The organism is Cytobacillus eiseniae (assembly GCF_017874625.1).
Lineage (GTDB): Bacteria > Bacillota > Bacilli > Bacillales > Cytobacillaceae > Cytobacillus > Cytobacillus eiseniae.
Genome location: NZ_JAGIKZ010000031.1, coordinates 17,102 through 36,055, shown reverse-complemented (window position 1 = coordinate 36,055; position 18,954 = coordinate 17,102). Strand labels below are relative to the sequence as shown.

The 18,954-nt window shown below is 41.1% G+C and carries 17 protein-coding genes; all 17 read left to right on the top strand.

The features are described from left to right. Window positions 1-626 precede the first annotated feature (626 nt). The 17 genes from J2Z40_RS17565 (at window position 627) to atpD (ending at window position 18,939) form a co-directional block, all read left to right on the top strand. A complete protein-coding gene (locus J2Z40_RS17565; protein ID WP_066398277.1) occupies window positions 627-1,178 on the top strand; it encodes a manganese efflux pump MntP in 552 nt (183 codons plus the stop codon). A 455-nt stretch (window positions 1,179-1,633) separates the two neighbouring features. Continuing rightward, window positions 1,634-2,113 (top strand): low molecular weight protein arginine phosphatase, encoded by a 480-nt coding sequence (locus J2Z40_RS17560; RefSeq protein WP_066398275.1) that lies wholly within the window; start codon window positions 1,634-1,636, stop codon window positions 2,111-2,113. Then, a complete protein-coding gene (locus tag J2Z40_RS17555) occupies window positions 2,091-3,386 on the top strand; it encodes a methyl-accepting chemotaxis protein (RefSeq protein ID WP_066398273.1) in 1,296 nt (431 codons plus the stop codon). The genes J2Z40_RS17560 and J2Z40_RS17555 overlap by 23 nt, the downstream gene beginning before the upstream one ends. A 305-nt stretch (window positions 3,387-3,691) precedes the next feature. After that, entirely contained in the window at window positions 3,692-4,132 is a 441-nt protein-coding gene (gene rpiB, locus J2Z40_RS17550) for a ribose 5-phosphate isomerase B (RefSeq protein ID WP_066398272.1), read from the top strand. A gap of 220 nt (window positions 4,133-4,352) precedes the next feature. After that, window positions 4,353-4,916, top strand: coding sequence for a TIGR01440 family protein (locus tag J2Z40_RS17545; RefSeq protein ID WP_066398270.1), 564 nt, complete (start codon window positions 4,353-4,355; stop codon window positions 4,914-4,916). 147 nt (window positions 4,917-5,063) lie between these two features. After that, a complete protein-coding gene (locus J2Z40_RS17540) occupies window positions 5,064-6,305 on the top strand; it encodes a serine hydroxymethyltransferase (protein ID WP_066398267.1) in 1,242 nt (413 codons plus the stop codon). A gap of 288 nt (window positions 6,306-6,593) precedes the next feature. Next, window positions 6,594-7,223 carry a uracil phosphoribosyltransferase gene (upp, locus tag J2Z40_RS17535; RefSeq protein ID WP_066398265.1) on the top strand — a complete coding sequence of 210 codons (630 nt, stop codon included), beginning with the start codon at window positions 6,594-6,596 and terminating at the stop codon, window positions 7,221-7,223. Window positions 7,224-7,460: 237 nt separating this feature from the next. Then, on the top strand, window positions 7,461-8,609 hold the full coding sequence (wecB, locus tag J2Z40_RS17530) for a non-hydrolyzing UDP-N-acetylglucosamine 2-epimerase (protein ID WP_066398263.1): 1,149 nt from the start codon (window positions 7,461-7,463) through the stop codon (window positions 8,607-8,609). A 500-nt stretch (window positions 8,610-9,109) separates the two neighbouring features. Beyond that, complete coding sequence (locus J2Z40_RS17525) at window positions 9,110-11,359, top strand: S8 family serine peptidase (RefSeq protein WP_066398259.1); 2,250 nt, start codon at window positions 9,110-9,112, stop codon at window positions 11,357-11,359. 802 nt (window positions 11,360-12,161) lie between these two features. Next, window positions 12,162-12,536 carry an ATP synthase subunit I gene (locus J2Z40_RS17520; protein WP_066398256.1) on the top strand — a complete coding sequence of 125 codons (375 nt, stop codon included), beginning with the start codon at window positions 12,162-12,164 and terminating at the stop codon, window positions 12,534-12,536. A gap of 23 nt (window positions 12,537-12,559) precedes the next feature. Next, window positions 12,560-13,273 (top strand): F0F1 ATP synthase subunit A, encoded by a 714-nt coding sequence (atpB, locus tag J2Z40_RS17515; RefSeq protein ID WP_066398254.1) that lies wholly within the window; start codon window positions 12,560-12,562, stop codon window positions 13,271-13,273. A 62-nt stretch (window positions 13,274-13,335) separates the two neighbouring features. Continuing rightward, the gene (gene atpE / locus J2Z40_RS17510) at window positions 13,336-13,548 is read left to right on the top strand and encodes a F0F1 ATP synthase subunit C (protein ID WP_066398251.1); all 213 of its coding nucleotides are present in this window, start codon (window positions 13,336-13,338) and stop codon (window positions 13,546-13,548) included. Window positions 13,549-13,702: 154 nt separating this feature from the next. Continuing rightward, on the top strand, window positions 13,703-14,224 hold the full coding sequence (atpF, locus tag J2Z40_RS17505) for a F0F1 ATP synthase subunit B (RefSeq protein ID WP_066398248.1): 522 nt from the start codon (window positions 13,703-13,705) through the stop codon (window positions 14,222-14,224). Further along, window positions 14,221-14,760, top strand: coding sequence for a F0F1 ATP synthase subunit delta (locus J2Z40_RS17500; protein WP_066398247.1), 540 nt, complete (start codon window positions 14,221-14,223; stop codon window positions 14,758-14,760). Before atpF ends, J2Z40_RS17500 begins: the two co-directional genes overlap by 4 nt. A gap of 24 nt (window positions 14,761-14,784) precedes the next feature. Then, window positions 14,785-16,296: a F0F1 ATP synthase subunit alpha gene (atpA, locus tag J2Z40_RS17495; protein ID WP_066398246.1), complete on the top strand. Its 1,512-nt coding sequence runs from the start codon at window positions 14,785-14,787 to the stop codon at window positions 16,294-16,296. 176 nt (window positions 16,297-16,472) lie between these two features. Next, window positions 16,473-17,330 (top strand): F0F1 ATP synthase subunit gamma, encoded by an 858-nt coding sequence (locus J2Z40_RS17490; RefSeq protein WP_066398244.1) that lies wholly within the window; start codon window positions 16,473-16,475, stop codon window positions 17,328-17,330. A 187-nt stretch (window positions 17,331-17,517) separates the two neighbouring features. Then, on the top strand, window positions 17,518-18,939 hold the full coding sequence (gene atpD / locus J2Z40_RS17485; protein WP_066398242.1) for a F0F1 ATP synthase subunit beta: 1,422 nt from the start codon (window positions 17,518-17,520) through the stop codon (window positions 18,937-18,939). The last annotated feature ends 15 nt before the right edge of the window (window positions 18,940-18,954 follow it).

The following is an 18,954-nucleotide window of genomic DNA, read 5'->3' as shown; positions in this document are numbered from 1 at the left end:
TCTTCAATAAGGCGTATAGAACCCCGAACGACCGGAAAATCCAGCGAAAGAGTCTTCAATAAGGTGTATAGAACCCCGAACGACCGGAAAATCCAGCGAAAGAGTCTTCAATAAGGTGTATAGAACCCTGAACGACGGAAAAATCCAACGAAAGAGTCTTCAATAAGGTGTATAGAACACCGAACGACGGAAAAATCCAGCGAAAGAGTCTTCAATAAGGCGTATAGAACCCCGAACGACCGGAAAATCCAGCGAAAGAGTCTTCAATAAGGTGTATAGAACCCCGAACGACCGGAAAATCCAACGAAAGAGTCTTCAATAAGGCGTATAGAACCCCGAACGACGGAAAAATCCAACGAAAGAGTCTTCAATAAGGTGTATAGAACACCGAACGACGGAAAAATCCAGCGAAAGAGTCTTTAATAAGATTTATAGCACCCCAAACAACTCTCAGAAACTAGTATAAAGTAAGTAGAACAACCGACTCACTTACTCTATGTACTCTCCTAATAATGTAGGATCACCCCCCGCCCTAATCAGAAAAACGTTATTGTGGAATTTGTTTCATCTTCTAAAACTCCTAGGACGTGCATATGTTGAATTAGCAGGTCCAAGGGGGCGTATAGATGGGAGAACTGTTTAGCGTTTTATTTACACTAACATTAATGGCATTTGCATTAGCAATGGATGCCTTTTCGGTAGGTCTTGGCATGGGGATGTACAAGCTGAGGCTTAGACAAATACTAAAAATCGGCCTGTTGATTGGAATGTTTCACGTTTGGATGCCGCTTTTGGGAATGATTACAGGCAAATTTTTATCAGAACAATTTGGTATGTTTGCTACTTATGTAGGAGGCGGACTGCTTCTACTATTAGGCATTCAGATGATTTGGTCAGGTTTTAAAAAGGAAGAAAGCAGCATGATTACACCTGTTGGCTGGGGCTTGCTCCTTTTTGGCTTTAGTGTCAGTCTTGATAGCTTTTCAGTAGGGTTAACGCTAGGAATATATGGTGCGAAGATGCTCATTGTGTTAATCTGCTTCGGCACGACTGCTACCATTCTTACGTGGCTCGGTCTTTTGATTGGTCGAAAGGTTCAAGGGTGGCTTGGTTCTTATAGCGAAGCATTAGGAGGGAGCATCCTTATCGCATTTGGAATCAAACTTTTGTTTGGCTAGCTTTTTTTTGCTCGTCCACAAGGAAATTGCTGTGGGTGGATCCATGACAATCGCTAGAAAGAGTGCTTCAGCAGCGTATTCTTTAAACAGGTAAAAGTGTTTTTTCGATAGGTTATTTTCGAAAAAAATGTTGTTTATAAATTAAATGTCAAAATATGATTTACCCAATCAGTCGGTTGATTAGAGCGAAAATCAAGCTTTACTAAAATAGCAATAATGTTTACGAAAGAGCCTTCTGATTAGAGGTGCTCCAGTTCACAAAGCCAAGCCTTCCGGGAGAGGTAAAGAGTACCTTTTTTGGAAGACTTGGCTTTTGTTTTGCTTGAGGATGACTAAGCGTTCTGAGTATTTGTTCATTTGACAAAATCTTTTCAAAAAAAGTAAGAATAAATTTATCGATGGGCACTATTGAATCTGGGCGTTTTGGCTTATAATGGGGGAAAGGAGGCACAGCTATGACTCGCGTCTTATTTGTTTGTACAGGAAATACGTGTCGGAGCCCGATGGCTGAAGCCATTTTGAAGAATCATCTTCCAAATGTTGAAGTGAAATCAGCTGGTGTTTATGCAATGGATGGCAGTGCGGCATCAGAAAATACAATAAAAGTGCTTGCAGAAGAGGGGATCCTCTTTAATCAACATCAGTCAGCCATGATGAATGAACAGCTCGTAAATTGGACGAGCTATATTTTAACGATGACATTGAGCCATAAGGCTGCCGTTCTCAGTATGTATCCAGCAGCTGCTGGAAAGACGTACACACTCAAGGAATTTGCAGGAGAAAGCGGAAATCCCGATATCATGGATCCTTTTGGTGGTCCCCTTATGAGCTATAGGGACACATATAAAGAACTAAATGAAATGATTCGGAAAATAACGCCAATTTTACAGAAAGATTACAAGGGGGACCATAATGGAGGAGAAACAGAATTATAAATTTGGTTTAAGAAAGAAGCTTGTGTTGTTTACAACGATATTAGCAGTCATTACGTATTCAACATCTGCTTTCTTTATTTACTTTTTATACCCGATGATTCAGGATATCCTTCCATTTGGAGAAGTAGTCTATTCGATTATTACACTTAGCCTTGGGATTATTTGGTCGGGGATTTTAGCCTTTTTTGCAGCTGGTGTCATTATAAAGCCATTGCAAAGACTTGAGAAAATGGCATTAAAGGCCGCTCAAGGAAATATTCGTGAGGATGTAAAATTGTCTAAAGCAGATGATGAAATCCGCTCATTAGGTCTTGCATTTAATGATATGCTTGCCAATCTTAGAGAAATGGTTCATCAAATTGATGAGAATTTTCGTGAAACGAACGACAAGGTAATTGCTATATCCAAGGAATCAACTTTTGCAGCTGAGCAAGCAGATGCGATTTCTAGAACAATCAATGAAATCTCCATTGGAGCAGATAATTCAGCGATCGCGATTCAATCAACAGCTGAATCAGTGGATGATGTCATTCGAATTGCTGAAGAAGTGCAAGACAAGGCAAAGGCATCTGAAGTGGTTTCAACTGAAATGGTGCAAGACTTGCATGATTCGAAGAGAATTATTCATTCTCTTGTGTCAGGAATTGAGAGTCTTGCGAATGAAAATCAGCAATCCCTTCAAACAGTAAAGCGTTTAGAAGAAAATGCAGCTAAGGTTGAGCAAATCATCCAATTGGTAGGAGATATTGCCGCTCAAACCAATCTTCTTGCTCTCAACGCATCGATTGAAGCGGCTCGTGCAGGTGAACATGGCAAAGGCTTTGCTGTCGTTGCCGAAGAAGTAAGAAAGCTAGCAGATGAAAGTGCCCATGCCGTACAGGGGATCTCTGATTTAATTAAAAATATTCAAGCTGAAGTGCAAAATGTCGTACGCCAAATTGCTGAACAGGTTGAAATGGCTAATGAAGAAGCAAAAAAAGGGACAGAAACAAATGTTGTTATTGAAGAAATGACGACAACAGTCAATGAAATGGCTTTATCTGTTTCTGCTATTACTTCACTAGTGGACCGTCAAATGCAAAGTATTCAGCTAACGGCTTCTCAATCACAAGAGGTGGCAGCCATTGCGGAAGAAACATCAGCAGGTGCCCAAGAGGTTGCAACAGCGACAGACCATCAAACAGATGTCATGTCCAATGTTGAATCCTTAGCAAATGAGTTAAAAGGGCAAGCAGATAAATTAAAAAATACGATTACTCGTTTCCAGATTTAATAACGAAGGCCTTCCATTGTGAAGGCTTTTTTTCATGCTTAGGAACTAAAAAAGTCGCACGACGTATAAATTTTTGAGTAATTAAGTGCAGGTTAAGCTTCGGCGCTTATCGCCTATCAAACTTTAGTACATTACGTCAAACGCGCTTTCCTTTATCGAGAGAGGCAATTATCCACTTTGTACGGCGAGACCTTAGGCGCTTGCGCATTTGTTTATCGAGCTGTCCCTTTCTATTTTCCGATATTTATGCCAAAATAAGGGCAGGTTTATGATAAAAGTGACTTGGGTTGAAGGAGGATTTCTACATGAAGGTAGCGATTGCATCTGATCATGGTGGAGTAAATATTCGTGAGGAAATAAAAGGCTTAATGAGTGAAATGGGCATTGAATTTGAGGATTTCGGCTGTGAATGTGGGACGTCTGTTGACTATCCGGACTATGCATTGCCAGTTGCTGAGAAAGTAGCAAATGGAGAGTTTGATAAGGGCATTCTCATTTGCGGGACAGGCATTGGGATGAGTATTGCCGCAAATAAGGTGAACGGCATTCGCTGTGCGCTCGTACATGATTTGTTCAGTGCGAAAGCAACGCGTGAACATAATGACAGCAATATGCTTGCAATGGGTGAACGTGTGATTGGCCCAGGGCTTGCGCGTGAAATTGCGAAAGTATGGCTGACAACAGAATATGAAGGCGGCCGTCATGAAAATCGGGTTGGAAAAATTAAAAACTACGAAAACAAATAAAGGCAAGAGCTTATGAGAAGGCTTCTTGATCAGCTACAGGCATGGCGAAAAACTAGTTGGAAGGCCTTTCTGAATAGATATGGCTTATGAACTTGGAGGGGCTAGGCGCTCCTCCTATAAGTAGAACGCTTAGGTCGTGCAAAAGATATACTGCCGGAGTGTTCCTAATGAAGATAGACAATACTCTGACTCCTTACCAAACAGGAAAGGGTGAACTTTTATGGTAGATGACATTCAAAAACAATTAGCCGCCATACTTCAGGCATTTTCCGAGCAAGTATCATTACATGCCAACCAGCTGTTTGTGATCGGCTGCAGCACAAGTGAAGTGGCTGGAAAGAAAATTGGCACAGCGGGGACCGAGCAAGTGGCTAAAATGATTTTTTCACAAATGAAAAAGCTGCAAGAGCAAACGGGGGTAGCGCTTGCCTTTCAATGCTGTGAGCATCTGAATAGGGCGTTAGTTGTGGAGCGAACAACGGCAGAAGAAAGAAAGCTGACAGAAGTGACAGTCATTCCTGTTCGAAATGCAGGGGGAGCGATGGCAACCTATGCTTTTAATCATTTTCAAGATCCGGTTGTTGTTGAGCATATTCAAGCAGATGCAGGGATGGATATCGGGGATACCTTTATTGGGATGCACTTGAAGCCTGTAGCCGTTCCGATCAGAGCAGCGGAAAAGTTTGTGGGAGAAGCCCATGTAACAATGGCGACAACTAGACCTAAGCTGATTGGCGGCACACGTGCGGTGTATAAGCGTACAAGTGAAAATGAATCCTGCTAAAATAGAGTGCAGGCGGCAGCCATTCATTGCAAAGTAGGATTCTTATTCTATTCAAAATGAAAACATGATAAAATAAAATAGAATTTTCAAAATAGAAGAATACATATCTACTAGGAAATCGTTTCGTTGAAAAGGGAGGATTTTATTATGAAGCATGTAGAACAGCAGGATCAACAAGTATTTCAATCGATCCAGGATGAGTTAAATCGCCAAAGAACAAAGATCGAACTAATTGCATCTGAAAACTTTGTCAGTGAAGCAGTCATGGAAGCGCAAGGATCTGTGCTAACGAATAAATATGCAGAAGGCTACCCAGGAAGACGTTATTACGGTGGATGTGAGCATGTAGATGTCGTGGAAAATTTAGCTCGTGACCGTGCGAAGCAAATTTTTGGAGCAGAGCATGCAAATGTACAGCCGCATTCAGGTGCTCAAGCAAATATGGCCGTTTACTTCACGGTTTTAGAGCAAGGGGATACCGTTCTTGGCATGAATCTTTCCCATGGCGGCCATTTAACACATGGAAGCCCTGTTAACTTCAGTGGGGTTCAATATAACTTTGTTGAATATGGTGTAGACGAAAAGACACATATGATTGACTATGATGTTGTTCTTGAAAAGGCTCGCGAACATAAGCCGAAATTAATTGTTGCTGGTGCTAGTGCGTATCCGCGCGCGATCGATTTCAAGCGTTTCCGTGAAATAGCCGATGAAGTAGGCGCTTATTTAATGGTGGACATGGCTCATATTGCTGGCCTTGTTGCAGCTGGTCTTCATGAAAATCCAGTTCCATATGCTGATTTTGTGACGACAACGACACATAAAACACTTCGTGGCCCGCGTGGCGGAATGATTCTTTGCAAGGAAGAATATGCGAAGAAAATTGATAAATCGATTTTCCCAGGAATCCAAGGCGGTCCATTAATGCATGTCATTGCTGCTAAAGCTGTTGCATTTGGCGAAGCACTCCAAGATGAATTCAAAGGGTATATCGAAAATGTAGTGGCGAATGCTAAGCATCTTGCTGAAAGCCTTCAAAAGGAAGGATTGACTATCGTTTCTGGAGGAACAGATAATCATCTATTACTAGTAGATATGCGCTCACTAGGCTTAACAGGAAAAATTGCTGAAAAAGTGCTAGATGAGGTTGGAATTACGGTGAATAAAAATACGATTCCATTTGATCCTGAAAGCCCATTTGTTACTAGCGGCATCCGAATCGGTACAGCTGCCGTTACTTCTCGCGGCTTTGGTGCAAAGGAAATGGAAGACATTGCTTCACTTATTGCCTTCACATTGAAAAATCACGAACAGGAAGACAAGCTACAAGAAGCGAAGAATCGTGTGGAAGCATTGACAAGCAACTTTACTTTATATCCAGAAAGATAAGCTTTAAGGCTGCTCTCTAAAATAGGGGAGCAGTCTTTTTGTTGGTTAGTAGAATGATGTAATCGCATGTTGGATGTAAGATGTGAATTGTTTGGTTTAAGTCCAGCTCCACAAGTAACACTTCGGCAGCGTATTCATCGCACGAGACCTTTGGCGCTTCCGCTTTTGTAGTAATTCGAACGATTCGAAAACAATTGCTTCTGACGGTTGCTCTGGTACTTGTTTTTCTGTAAAATTAGACGAAGTGCAAGAACGTACTATTCTCAAATTGAAAGGAAGAGATCATCCATGGCAAAGGTATATGTATTCGATCATCCACTTATTCAGCACAAACTTACATATATTCGAGATAAGTCTACTGGGACAAAGGATTTCCGTGAGCTTGTTGATGAGGTTGCTACATTAATGGCTTTCGAAATTACAAGAGATATGACATTAGAAGATGTCACAGTTGAAACACCAGTTGGGCCAGCACAATCAAAAATTCTAACAGGGAAAAAGATGGGCATCATTCCGATTCTTCGTGCGGGAATTGGCATGGTTGATGGAATATTAAAACTTATTCCAGCAGCAAAAGTAGGGCATATTGGCCTTTATCGTGACCCTGAAACATTACAGCCGGTTGAATATTATGTAAAGCTTCCTAGTGATGTGGAAGAAAGAGATTTCATTGTTGTTGACCCAATGCTTGCAACAGGCGGTTCAGCAGTGGAAGCAATCAATTCCTTAAAGAAACGCGGAGGCAAACATATTAAATTTATGTGTCTAGTTGCTGCTCCAGAAGGCGTTAAAGTACTGCAGGATGCACATCCAGATGTAGATATTTATATTGCTGCTCTTGATGAAAAGTTAAATGATCATGGCTACATCGTTCCAGGCTTAGGCGATGCAGGAGATCGTTTATTTGGTACGAAGTAATACGTGCTTTGACTCTAACATAAAATAAAGTAAAACCTGAGATCAGTGGGGATAATATCATCCCCGCTGATTGTTAGTTTTTGCCCATGGATGCGGTCACATATAGATGTGGAGTATCCTAAACTTTGGGCATTAACCGACTGTTTGATCCCCCACTTACCACACTCTATTCCCTCTAACTACTTTTCCAATTACAGTCCGTTAATCTGCGATAAAAAAGTAGAGGATGTGTATGGAATGGATCGTCGAATTAAAGTAATGACGATTTTCGGCACAAGGCCAGAGGCGATAAAAATGGCACCACTTGTCCTTGAATTGCAGAAGCACTCAAAACATTTTGACCCTATAGTTACAGTCACTGCCCAGCACCGCGAAATGCTTGATCAAGTATTAACGATTTTTAAAATTACCCCCGATTATGACTTGAATATCATGAAGAATCGACAATCATTAGTAGATGTGACAACACGAGGCCTTGAAGGGCTTGATCAAGTGATGAAGGAAACAAAGCCAGATATCGTGCTCGTTCACGGAGATACGACAACGACCTTTATTGCTGGACTTGCGGCTTTTTATAATCAAATTGTTGTTGGACATGTCGAGGCAGGTCTTCGTACATGGAATAAATACTCGCCATTTCCAGAAGAAATGAACCGTCAGCTTACAGGTGTGATCGCTGATTTGCATTTCTCACCAACAAAGCAATCAGCTGAAAACCTTTTAAATGAAAATAAGCCAAATGAGCGGATTTTCATTACAGGAAATACAGCTATTGATGCATTGAAAACAACGGTGAAGGATGAGTACCATCACGAAGTACTCGATAAAATCGGTACAGATCGCTTGGTGCTTCTAACTGCTCATCGCCGGGAAAATTTAGGCGAACCAATGAGAAATATGTTCAATGCAATCAAACGTTTAGTGGATGAACAAAAGGATATTCAAGTCGTTTATCCGATGCATCTGAACCCATCTGTTCGGGAAATAGCTCATGCAATTCTCGGAAATAATCCACGCATCCATTTAATTGAACCATTAGATGTTATTGATTTCCATAATTTCTCAGAGAGAGCGTATTTGATTTTAACTGATTCAGGTGGGATTCAGGAAGAAGCACCATCCCTTGGTGTTCCAGTACTTGTTCTTCGTGATACGACCGAAAGACCAGAGGGGATTGCGGCAGGTACATTGAAGCTTGTTGGAGTCGAAGAGGAGCCAATTTATGAATTAGCTACTCAGCTAGTAACGAATCAAGCCGAATATGAAAAAATGGCCAAAGCGGTTAACCCGTATGGAGATGGGGAAGCTTCAAGAAGAATTTGCGAAGCCATTCGTTTCTATTTCCAACAAACGAGCGAGCGCCCAAAGGAATACAGCCCATTTTAAAGTTGAATTAAGAATGCTAGTTCTGAAACATGAAAGGAGGCATCCAAAAGTCAATCATCCGACTATTGGAAAGCCTCTTTTTTATTGACTAGGATGTCTTTTCCGTAACTTAGATTTTTCGATTTTGCTGTCCAGATTTTCAGTTTGTTCATCCGCATGTGGTGATTTCCATGCCGAATATTAACTTTAATTACCCCACTTGATGGTTATTGGCCAGATTTCATAATTTACAGATCAGATTCACCGTTTATCGGCGACATCGAATGATTTACAAGTCAGGTTTTATTTGTATCGGCGACTTTTGATGATTTATCGGTCACTTTACCGATTTTACAGGCCACTTCATAATATTTAGCCCCTTTCTTCTGAAAATTGGTAAATGGTACTTTCACAGTATGACACGTATTGCGCGTTTGTTCTTGAACTAACTTATCAAGATGACTTCCCTCCGCATATTTCCCGTCTAAATTGAAAACCATATGGAAAAAAGGGTGATTTCCATGAAACGTCTCATACTATGTTTAACATTCATCCTCCTACTTCCCTCAACGATTATGGCTCATACACTTGATCTCCCCCCTATTCCTGAGGAGCCTTCAGACATAGAGAAGGTGGCCATCGTTATATTAGATCAGCAAAAAAGTGAAGCCGAAATAAGAGCATTGGCAAATGCCCATCCAAATATTGAGCTCCGGCATATTTACAATTACGCCATAAACGGCTTCTCGGTAAAAGGAAAGCAAACGGATATTGATCAATTAGGAAAAAGCATAGATATATCGATGATTTCTCCTGTGAACACGTATAAGGTCCATGCGGAGGAAAGTGTGAAAATGATTGGCGGTGAAGAGGTTCGTGGCTTTTTTGATCCGAAAAATCGGCGCTTAACAGGTAAAGGTGTAAAGGTTGGTGTCATCGATACAGGCATCGACTACACCCATCCTGATTTAAGAAAAAATTATGGGGGCGGACATGATTTAGTTGATGGGGACGATGATCCGATGGAAACAAATGCGGAGCATGGGGAAGGCACGCTTCACGGAACACATGTGGCTGGAATTATCGCAGCTAATGGAAAAATCAATGGCGTGGCCCCAGAGGCAATGATTATTGCTTATCGTGCACTCGGCCCTGGCGGCAGTGGAACAACTGAGCAAGTGATTGCGGCTATTGATGAGGCAATTAAGGATCGAGTAGATATTTTAAATCTCTCTCTCGGCAATAACGTCAATGGACCAGATCTTCCGATAAGTATGGCTTTAAATAAGGCAGTAGAAAAAGGCATCACAGCCGTAACATCGTCTGGCAATTCTGGCCCGAATCATTGGACGGTTGGGTCACCTGGAACGGCATCTAAAGCGATTTCTGTTGGAGCTTCTACACCGATTATGAAAATCCCCTTTTTAGAAGTATTGGGACGAGCCTATCGTTTAGAGCCGTTTCAAGGTTCGATCGATTGGGACTTGCATCAGTCCTACGAGATTGTTTTTGCTGGAATAGGTAAGGAGGAGGACCTAAAAGAGGTAAAAGGGAAAATTGCTTTAATCGAAAGAGGCGAGCTCACCTTTACAGAAAAGGGGATGAATGCACTAAAGGCAGGTGCAAAGGCCGTCATTATTTACAATAATACGAAGGGCGGTTTATTCGGAAATTTAGAGAGTGAGGTCGCCATTCCAATCACAGCCATTTCAAAGGCGGAAGGGGAACGGCTGAAAAAGGCAGTAGCCAAACAAAAAGTTTATGCTAGAACCCATTTAAAAGAAGAAAAAGACATTCTTGCTGATTTTAGCTCTCGCGGCCCAGTTACATCGACTTGGGAAATTAAGCCGGACGTTCTTGCCCCAGGTGTAGCTATTAATAGCACCGTTCCAGGCGGATATTTGCCGTTGCAGGGAACGAGTATGGCCGCACCGCATGTTGCTGGTGCAAGTGCGATTATTAAACAAGCTCATCCAGATTGGGGACCTGAAAAAATCAAAGCAGCCCTTATGAATACAGCCAAGCCGCTTGTGAATAAAAAAGGAAAGCCTTATCGGACATATGAGCAAGGAGCAGGGAGAATCCAAATAGAGAAAGCATTAAAAACAAACTCACTTGTCATCCCATCCTCCCTCCAGTTCGGAAAATTTCAGCTCGCTGACCGTATGCATAAGCATAGCAGCTTTGTAACGGTTGAAAATGTTGGCACAGAGCCTCTATCCTATTCATTTTCTCTCCCTCATGCAGAGAAGGGGATTGACTGGGAACTGCCGCTGTCTTTCTTTTTACAGCCTGGAGAAAAAAAGCGGCTCGAATTACAGATTGCGGTAGATCCGAATGTATTTAAGAAAAAGGTATATGATGGCACACTTATCCTGCATGCAGGTTCACAAGAAATTCCAATCCCATATATTTATGTGCTAGAAGAGCCGAATTATCCAAGAGTGATGGGCTTTGGCATTGGAAAAGGGGACAAAGAGGATACGTATCGATACGAGGTGTACCTTCCTGGTGGGGCAGAGGAATTTGGCATTGCTCTATTTGATTATGAAAGTCTGCGGTTTGAGGGATTTTTAGATTGGAAAAGAAACGTAGGAAAAGGACAGATCATGGAGGAAATCAAGAATGATCAGATGCCAAAACCTGGCTTATATATCGTAAAAGTATTCGCCAGAAAAGCCGGGAAAGAGGATGTGATTGAAGCACAGCTGTTTATTTTGCCTAATGGGCAATTGGAAGCATCATCGATGACGAAGGAGAGGTTTTCCTAAGAACAATCCATTGATGAGGCGAATACATGAATTTTGCTATAGAACGTTCCTGCCCATACTTTGCGACTATCTCAATCATTGAGTAAGCAACGAGCACACGTAAATAAGCGGAAAATTTCCGGTTAAATGTAGAATGAAGCTAATATTGAGGGGAATAAGCGGAAATTTTCCGCTTATTCAATGAAAAATTCCATTTTTTCATTATTTTTAGGTAAATAGGCGGAATTTCTCCGCTTATTTACACTTTTTTTATTAATTATTATGAAATAGTCGGAAATTTTCCGTCTATTTATTAACTCAGACGCTCAACCTAGTCCCCCAACTGATCAGTGCAGACCTTCTTGCCCCGTTTTAACACATAATTTATCATGTGTTAAAAACGATGGGAAATCTGTTGCTATTTTTGATAATCAAACGGCTGAAATACTTATTCTTCATACTCTGCTTTCTAAGCCGAACTACTGTGTAGCAGATACGCACTTCTTTTTCAATACACAATAAACATAATATTGTGATAATAGTGTGAACAGCTCTTTTAACCGCTTGATATTAGTACGTTTTTTCATTTCAAATGCATTGACATTGACAAGTCCCTATTGTATGCTTACAAAGGGTTTAAAATGATAGGGTTTTCATATTTTATGCAGTCTACAATCCCACGTCTGCATGTTGCTAATAGTAATTAGTAATCCCTCAAAACCCACATACCATTCTCTCACTATTTGAGGGGATGCGTCAAATGAGCGCAATCCATTCCGTGCTATGCTTAATCCAATATTTCTTTACAGGAGAATAAACGACAATGCCAGAATTTAAAGCAACCTTTGTGAGACAACGAAAATATATGTTTTTCTTGTTGTCATTTTATGTTCTTGGCTGGGGCTTCACTCCCTATCAGCCTGTTTTTTTAGGTCTATTTCTTGGGACAAGCTTTAGTTTGTTTAATCTATGGCTAATGATCAAAAAAATAGATCAGTTTGGAGAAGCAGTAGTAAAGGGGAGGAAGATCAGCTCGATAGGTATGATCTCTCGAATGGCTATGGCTGTCCTAGCTGTCATTGTAGCCATGGAGTACCCAGATTATTTACATTTAATTAGTGTAATCATGGGATTAATGACAATCTATATTGTCATTATGATAGATTTTTTTATCCAGACATTTCTATTACGCAAATAGCAAGGGGAGAGAGGTGAAAATATTTGAATCATGAAGCTCCTATGTACGAGTTCATGGGTCTTTGGTTTAACTTATCCAACGTACTCATGATTACTGTAGCTAGTATTATTGTATTAATTATTGCAGTAGTTTGTACTCGTAACCTTTCAATGAAACCAACTGGAAAACAGAATTTTATCGAATGGGTTATGGATTTTGTAAGAAACATTATTAATAGTTCAATGGATTGGAAGACTGGAGGTAGATTCCATGTTTTAGGGGTAACCCTTATCATGTTTATCTTTGTATCCAATATGTTAGGACTTCCATTCGCTGTAGTTGTTGGTCATGAACTTTGGTGGAAATCACCGACAGCTGATCCTGCTGTAACACTAACCCTTGCAGCTATGGTTGTAGGTCTTTCACATTATTATGGTGTAAAGCTTAAAGGGGTTGGGGGATACGGAAAGGATTTCTTTAAACCGAAAGCCTTTATGTTCCCACTAAAAATCGTTGAGGAATTTTCAAATACCTTAACACTTGGTCTTCGTCTTTACGGTAACATTTATGCAGGTGAGATTTTATTATCACTATTAGCTGGATCATTAGCATTCTCAACATGGTGGGGAACTCTAATGGCAATCCCGTTAACAGTTGTATGGCAAGGATTCTCCGTATTTATCGGTTCCATCCAAGCATTTATTTTTACTCTATTAGCAATGGTCTATATTTCTCATAAAGTAAATCATGACCATTAATATATTCATGTTCAAACTAATTGAACAAAAAAATAACAAACAATATCAAGGAGGAAATACAAATGGGTGCAATAGCAGCAGCAATCGCAATTGGTTTAGCAGCATTAGGTGCAGGTTTAGGTAACGGTATGATCGTTTCACGTACAGTTGAAGGAATGGCTCGTCAACCAGAAGCTAGAGGTATGCTTCAATCAACAATGTTCATCGGGGTAGCTTTCGTAGAGGCGATTCCAATCATGGCCGTTGTAATTGCGTTTATGGTAATGGGTCAATAATTGGCATAATAGTAAAAAATGGCGAAGATTGTCTAAAGGAACCTTCGCCATTCCTTTATGCCTGAATTTTTGAAATTTAGTCATTTCTAATGATAGAAACAGATAAATAGATGATTTCCTTAAGTGAAGATATCTGAAGGGAGTGAAATCCGTCGTGCTTATAAATAGTTATGCATTAGGAGCATCAGCTGGTGCTTTTAATGGTGGAGATATCATTTTTACAATATTCACATTTGCACTCTTGCTTCTATTAGTAAAGAAGCTTGCTTGGGGTCCATTAATGGGCGTAATGAAGCAGCGTGAAGAGTATGTTGCAAGTGAAATAGAAGAAGCAGAAAAAAGCCGTAAAGAGGCAATCACATATCTTGATGAGCAGCGTGAACTTTTAAAGGAAGCGCGTTCTGAAGCGCAATTATTAATTGAAAACGCTAAAAAGCAGGCAGATGTTCAGCGTCAAGAGATTACGAAGGTAGCTCACGAAGAATCTGAGCGCATGAAAGAATCTGCTAAGCTTGAAATCGAGCAGCAGAAAGAACATGCAGTTGCGGCTATTCGCGAACAAGTGGCTTCACTATCTGTACTTATTGCTTCTAAAGTCATTGAGAAGGAATTAAGTTCAGAAGATCAAGAGAAACTTATTAACGAATATATCCAAGAGGCAGGAGAAGGGCGATGACGGGCTCAATAGTAGCTAAGCGCTATGCGGTAGCTCTTTTCCGTCTTGCAAATGAGCATCAGCTTCTTGACCAAATGGAAGAAGAGCTTCGTGCAGTGAAAGAAATAATGAACCAAAATGCAGACTTACATGCGATTTTAAAATCCCCTAAGCTTTCCATTGAGAAAAAGCAGGAGATTGTAAAGAGTGCATTTGCAACAGCTGTTAATACGTATGTATTAAACACGTTATTGATATTAATTGAACGCCATCGTGAAGATGAAATTTCTAGTGTGGCAGATCATTTTATCAGCTTAGCAAACGATGCAAGAGGCATTGCGGAAGCAAAGGTCTATTCCATTCGTCCCTTAACGGAAGTTGAATGTGAAGCGTTATCAGCATCATTTGCAGCAAAGGTTGGCAAGAAATCACTTCGAATTGACAATATCGTAGACACGAATTTACTCGGCGGCATCAAGCTTCGAATCGGAAACAGAATTTTCGATGGCAGCTTGCGCGGAAAGCTCGATCGTCTAGAGCGTCAATTATTAGGATAAGATTTGTAGATAGGGGTGAAACTCATGAGCATCAATGCTGAAGAAATTAGTGCGCTGATAAAAAAGCAAATTGAAAACTATCAGTCGGAAATTCAAGTGAGTGATGTAGGTACGGTTATCCAAATTGGTGACGGTATCGCTCGTGCTCATGGCCTCGACAATGTCATGGCTGGAGAGCTTCTTGAATTTTCAAATGGCGTTATGGGTATGGCGCAAAACCTTGAAGAAAATAACGTCGGTATCATCATTTTAGGACCATATACGGAAATCCGTGAAGGCGATGAAGTACGCCGTACGGGCCGCATCATGGAGGTTCCTGTTGGGGAAGAACTAATCGGTCGTGTCGTAAACCCACTTGGACAACCTGTGGATGGCATGGGTCCAATTAATACAACAAAAACTCGCCCAATTGAAAGCCCAGCTTTCGGAGTTATGGATCGTAAATCGGTTCATGAGCCACTTCAAACGGGTATTAAAGCGATTGATGCACTTGTGCCAATCGGACGTGGTCAACGTGAATTAATCATCGGTGACCGTCAAACAGGTAAAACATCAGTAGCAATCGATACAATCTTGAACCAAAAAGGTCAAGACATGATTTGTATTTATGTTGCAATCGGACAAAAAGAATCAACAGTTCGTGGACTTGTTGAAACTTTACGTAAAAACGGTGCAATGGAATATACAATTGTCGTAACAGCTTCTGCATCACAACCTGCTCCATTGTTATACTTAGCACCATATGCGGGTGTGTCAATGGGAGAAGAATTTATGGTGAACGGCAAGCACGTTCTAGTCGTATATGATGATTTAACGAAACAAGCAGCAGCTTACCGTGAATTATCATTGCTACTACGTCGTCCTCCAGGTCGTGAAGCATATCCAGGGGATGTATTCTACTTACACAGCCGTCTTTTAGAGCGTGCTGCAAAGTTAAGTGACGCTAAAGGTGCTGGTTCAATCACAGCATTGCCATTTATCGAAACACAAGCAGGCGACGTTTCTGCTTATATCCCAACAAACGTAATTTCGATTACTGATGGACAAATTTTCTTACAGTCAGATCTATTCTTCTCAGGTGTTCGCCCAGCGATCAACCCAGGTCTTTCTGTATCACGTGTAGGTGGATCCGCTCAAATTAAAGCGATGAAAAAGGTAGCAGGTACATTACGTCTTGACCTTGCTTCATACCGTGAATTAGAATCATTTGCTCAATTCGGTTCAGACCTTGATAAACAAACAAAAGCAAAATTAGATCGTGGTGCACGTACAGTAGAGGTTCTTAAACAGGATCTAAATAAGCCGTTAAAAGTTGAGAAGCAAGTAGCTATTCTATATGCACTTACTCGCGGCTTCTTAGATGACGTTCCTGTACAGGATATCCGTCGTTTCGAATCTGAGTTCCTTTCATGGTTAGACCATAACCGCAAAGATTTGTTAGACCATATCGCTACAACAAAAGAACTTCCTGCTGATGACGATATGGCTGCTGCAATTAACGACTTTAAGAAAACATTCGCAGCATCTGAAAACTAAGAATGAGCCTATGCTAGATTGATTAGATGGATGGAAATCGGCTTCTTGCCGATTTCCCCCTCATATCTTTCTAGAAAACTCATTTTTCTATTATTCAGTCTAACATTAAGTAAGGCGGCGGTGTCCATTGGACGCGGCTTAGCCCGACATTCTTTGAAAAAGGGTGGTGAGAACCTGTGGCATCATTACGCGATATAAAAAATCGGATTACTTCTACGAAGAAAACGAGTCAAATCACAAATGCGATGCAAATGGTATCTGCTGCGAAAATGAATCGTGCAGAAGCCAATGCAAAATCATTTGTTCCTTATATGGAGAAAATCCAAGAAGTTACTGCCTCTATCGCAGCTGGAAGTAAGGATGTTGGCCATCCAATGCTTACGAGCCGTCCTGTGAAAAAGACGGGCTATATTGTCATTACTTCAGACCGTGGTCTTTGTGGAGGATATAACAGTAATATTCTACGAGCGGTGTACCAAACAATTGAAAAGCGTCATAAGTCTAGTGAAGAATATGCAATCATTGCAATCGGACGTAAAGGCCGTGACTTTTTCAAAAAACGTAATATGAACGTCATTCTTGATATTGTCGGCGTTGCCGATCAGCCTGCATTTGCAGAAATCAAGGATATTGCTAGTAAAGCAGTTGGCATGTACTCAGATGAAACATTTGATGAAGTGCATCTGTATTACAGCCATTATGTCAGCGCGATTCAGCAGGATGTAACAGTGAAGAAGCTTCTTCCGCTTACGGACATCTCAACTTCTTCAAAGCTAACATCTTATGAATTTGAACCGTCTGCTGAAGATATTTTGGAAGTATTGCTTCCTCAATATGCTGAAAGCTTAATTTATGGAGCACTTTTAGATAGTAAGGCAAGTGAACATGCTGCAGTTATGACGGCGATGAAGAGTGCAACTGATAATGCCACTGATCTTATCAATTCACTCAGCTTAAGCTACAACCGTGCACGTCAAGCAGCAATTACTCAAGAAATCACCGAAATTGTCGGTGGAGCAGCTGCCTTAGAATAATAGTCTTCTTTGCATATGAAAATAAACCTTTGAAGTTAGATCACTATCTAGCTTCGGCGTCTACCCTCTCGAGGTCACAAGCCAATCCTTCCAAAAAAGATAAAGAACATCTTTTAGGGAGGCTTGTCTTATGCTCTGCCTGAGGGTGAGCAAGGCGCTTACGCATTTCTTATTAGGAGGGAAAAAGATGAACAAAGGACGCGTTCTTCAGGTTATGGGTCCAGTTGTTGACGTACAGTTCGAAAGCGGACAACTTCCTGAGATCTATAATGCCTTAACAATCGCAAATCAAGCGCGTAATGAATCTGAAGTTGACATCAACTTAACCCTTGAAGTTGCCCTTCATTTAGGTGATGATACTGTTCGTACTATTGCAATGTCTTCAACTGACGGCTTACAGCGCGGAAGTGAAGTAGTTGACACTGGTGCACCAATTTCTGTACCTGTAGGTGATGTGACTCTTGGTCGCGTATTTAACGTACTAGGTGAAACAATCGACTTGGATCCTGCAATTGAAGCAGGTACTCGCCGTGACTCGATTCACCGAGAAGCACCTAACTTTGAGCAACTTTCAACAGAAGTAGAAATTCTTGAAACTGGAATTAAAGTAGTAGACTTACTTGCTCCATACATTAAAGGTGGAAAAATTGGTCTATTCGGCGGTGCCGGTGTAGGTAAAACTGTATTAATCCAGGAATTAATCAATAACATCGCTCAAGAACACGGCGGTATTTCCGTATTTGCTGGTGTAGGTGAACGTACACGTGAAGGTAATGACCTTTATCATGAAATGACTGATTCAGGCGTTATCAAGAAAACAGCAATGGTATTCGGTCAAATGAATGAGCCACCAGGCGCACGTATGCGTGTTGCTTTAACTGGTTTGACAATGGCAGAATATTTCCGTGATGACCAAGGACAGGACGTTCTTTTCTTCATGGATAATATTTTCCGTTTCACTCAAGCAGGTTCGGAAGTATCAGCGCTACTAGGCCGTATGCCTTCTGCCGTTGGTTACCAACCGACTCTTGCAACAGAAATGGGTAAATTACAAGAGCGTATCACATCTACTAACGTAGGTTCTGTTACTTCAATCCAAGCAATTTACGTACCAGCCGATGACTATACGGATCCGGCTCCAGCGACAACTTTCGCTCACTTAGATGCAACAACAAACCTTGAGCGTAAGCTTTCAGAGATGGGTATCTATCCTGCGGTGGATCCACTTGCTTCTACTTCTCGTGCATTGTCACCAGAAATCGTTGGAGAAGAACACTATCAAGTAGCTCGTGATGTACAATCTACATTACAAAAATATAGAGAATTACAAGATATTATCGCAATCCTAGGTATGGATGAGCTTTCTGACGAAGATAAGCTTGTTGTTGCCCGTGCGCGTCGTATCCAAGTATTCTTATCACAAAACTTCCACGTTGCTGAACAATTCACTGGTCAGCAAGGATCATACGTACCTGTTAAAGAAACAGTTAAAGGCTTCAAGGAAATCCTTGAAGGGAAATATGACCATCTTCCAGAGGATGCTTTCCGTCTAGTTGGTCGTATTGAAGACGTGATCGAGAATGCTAAACGCATGGGAGTAGAAGTCTAATCTAGGGACCAGGAG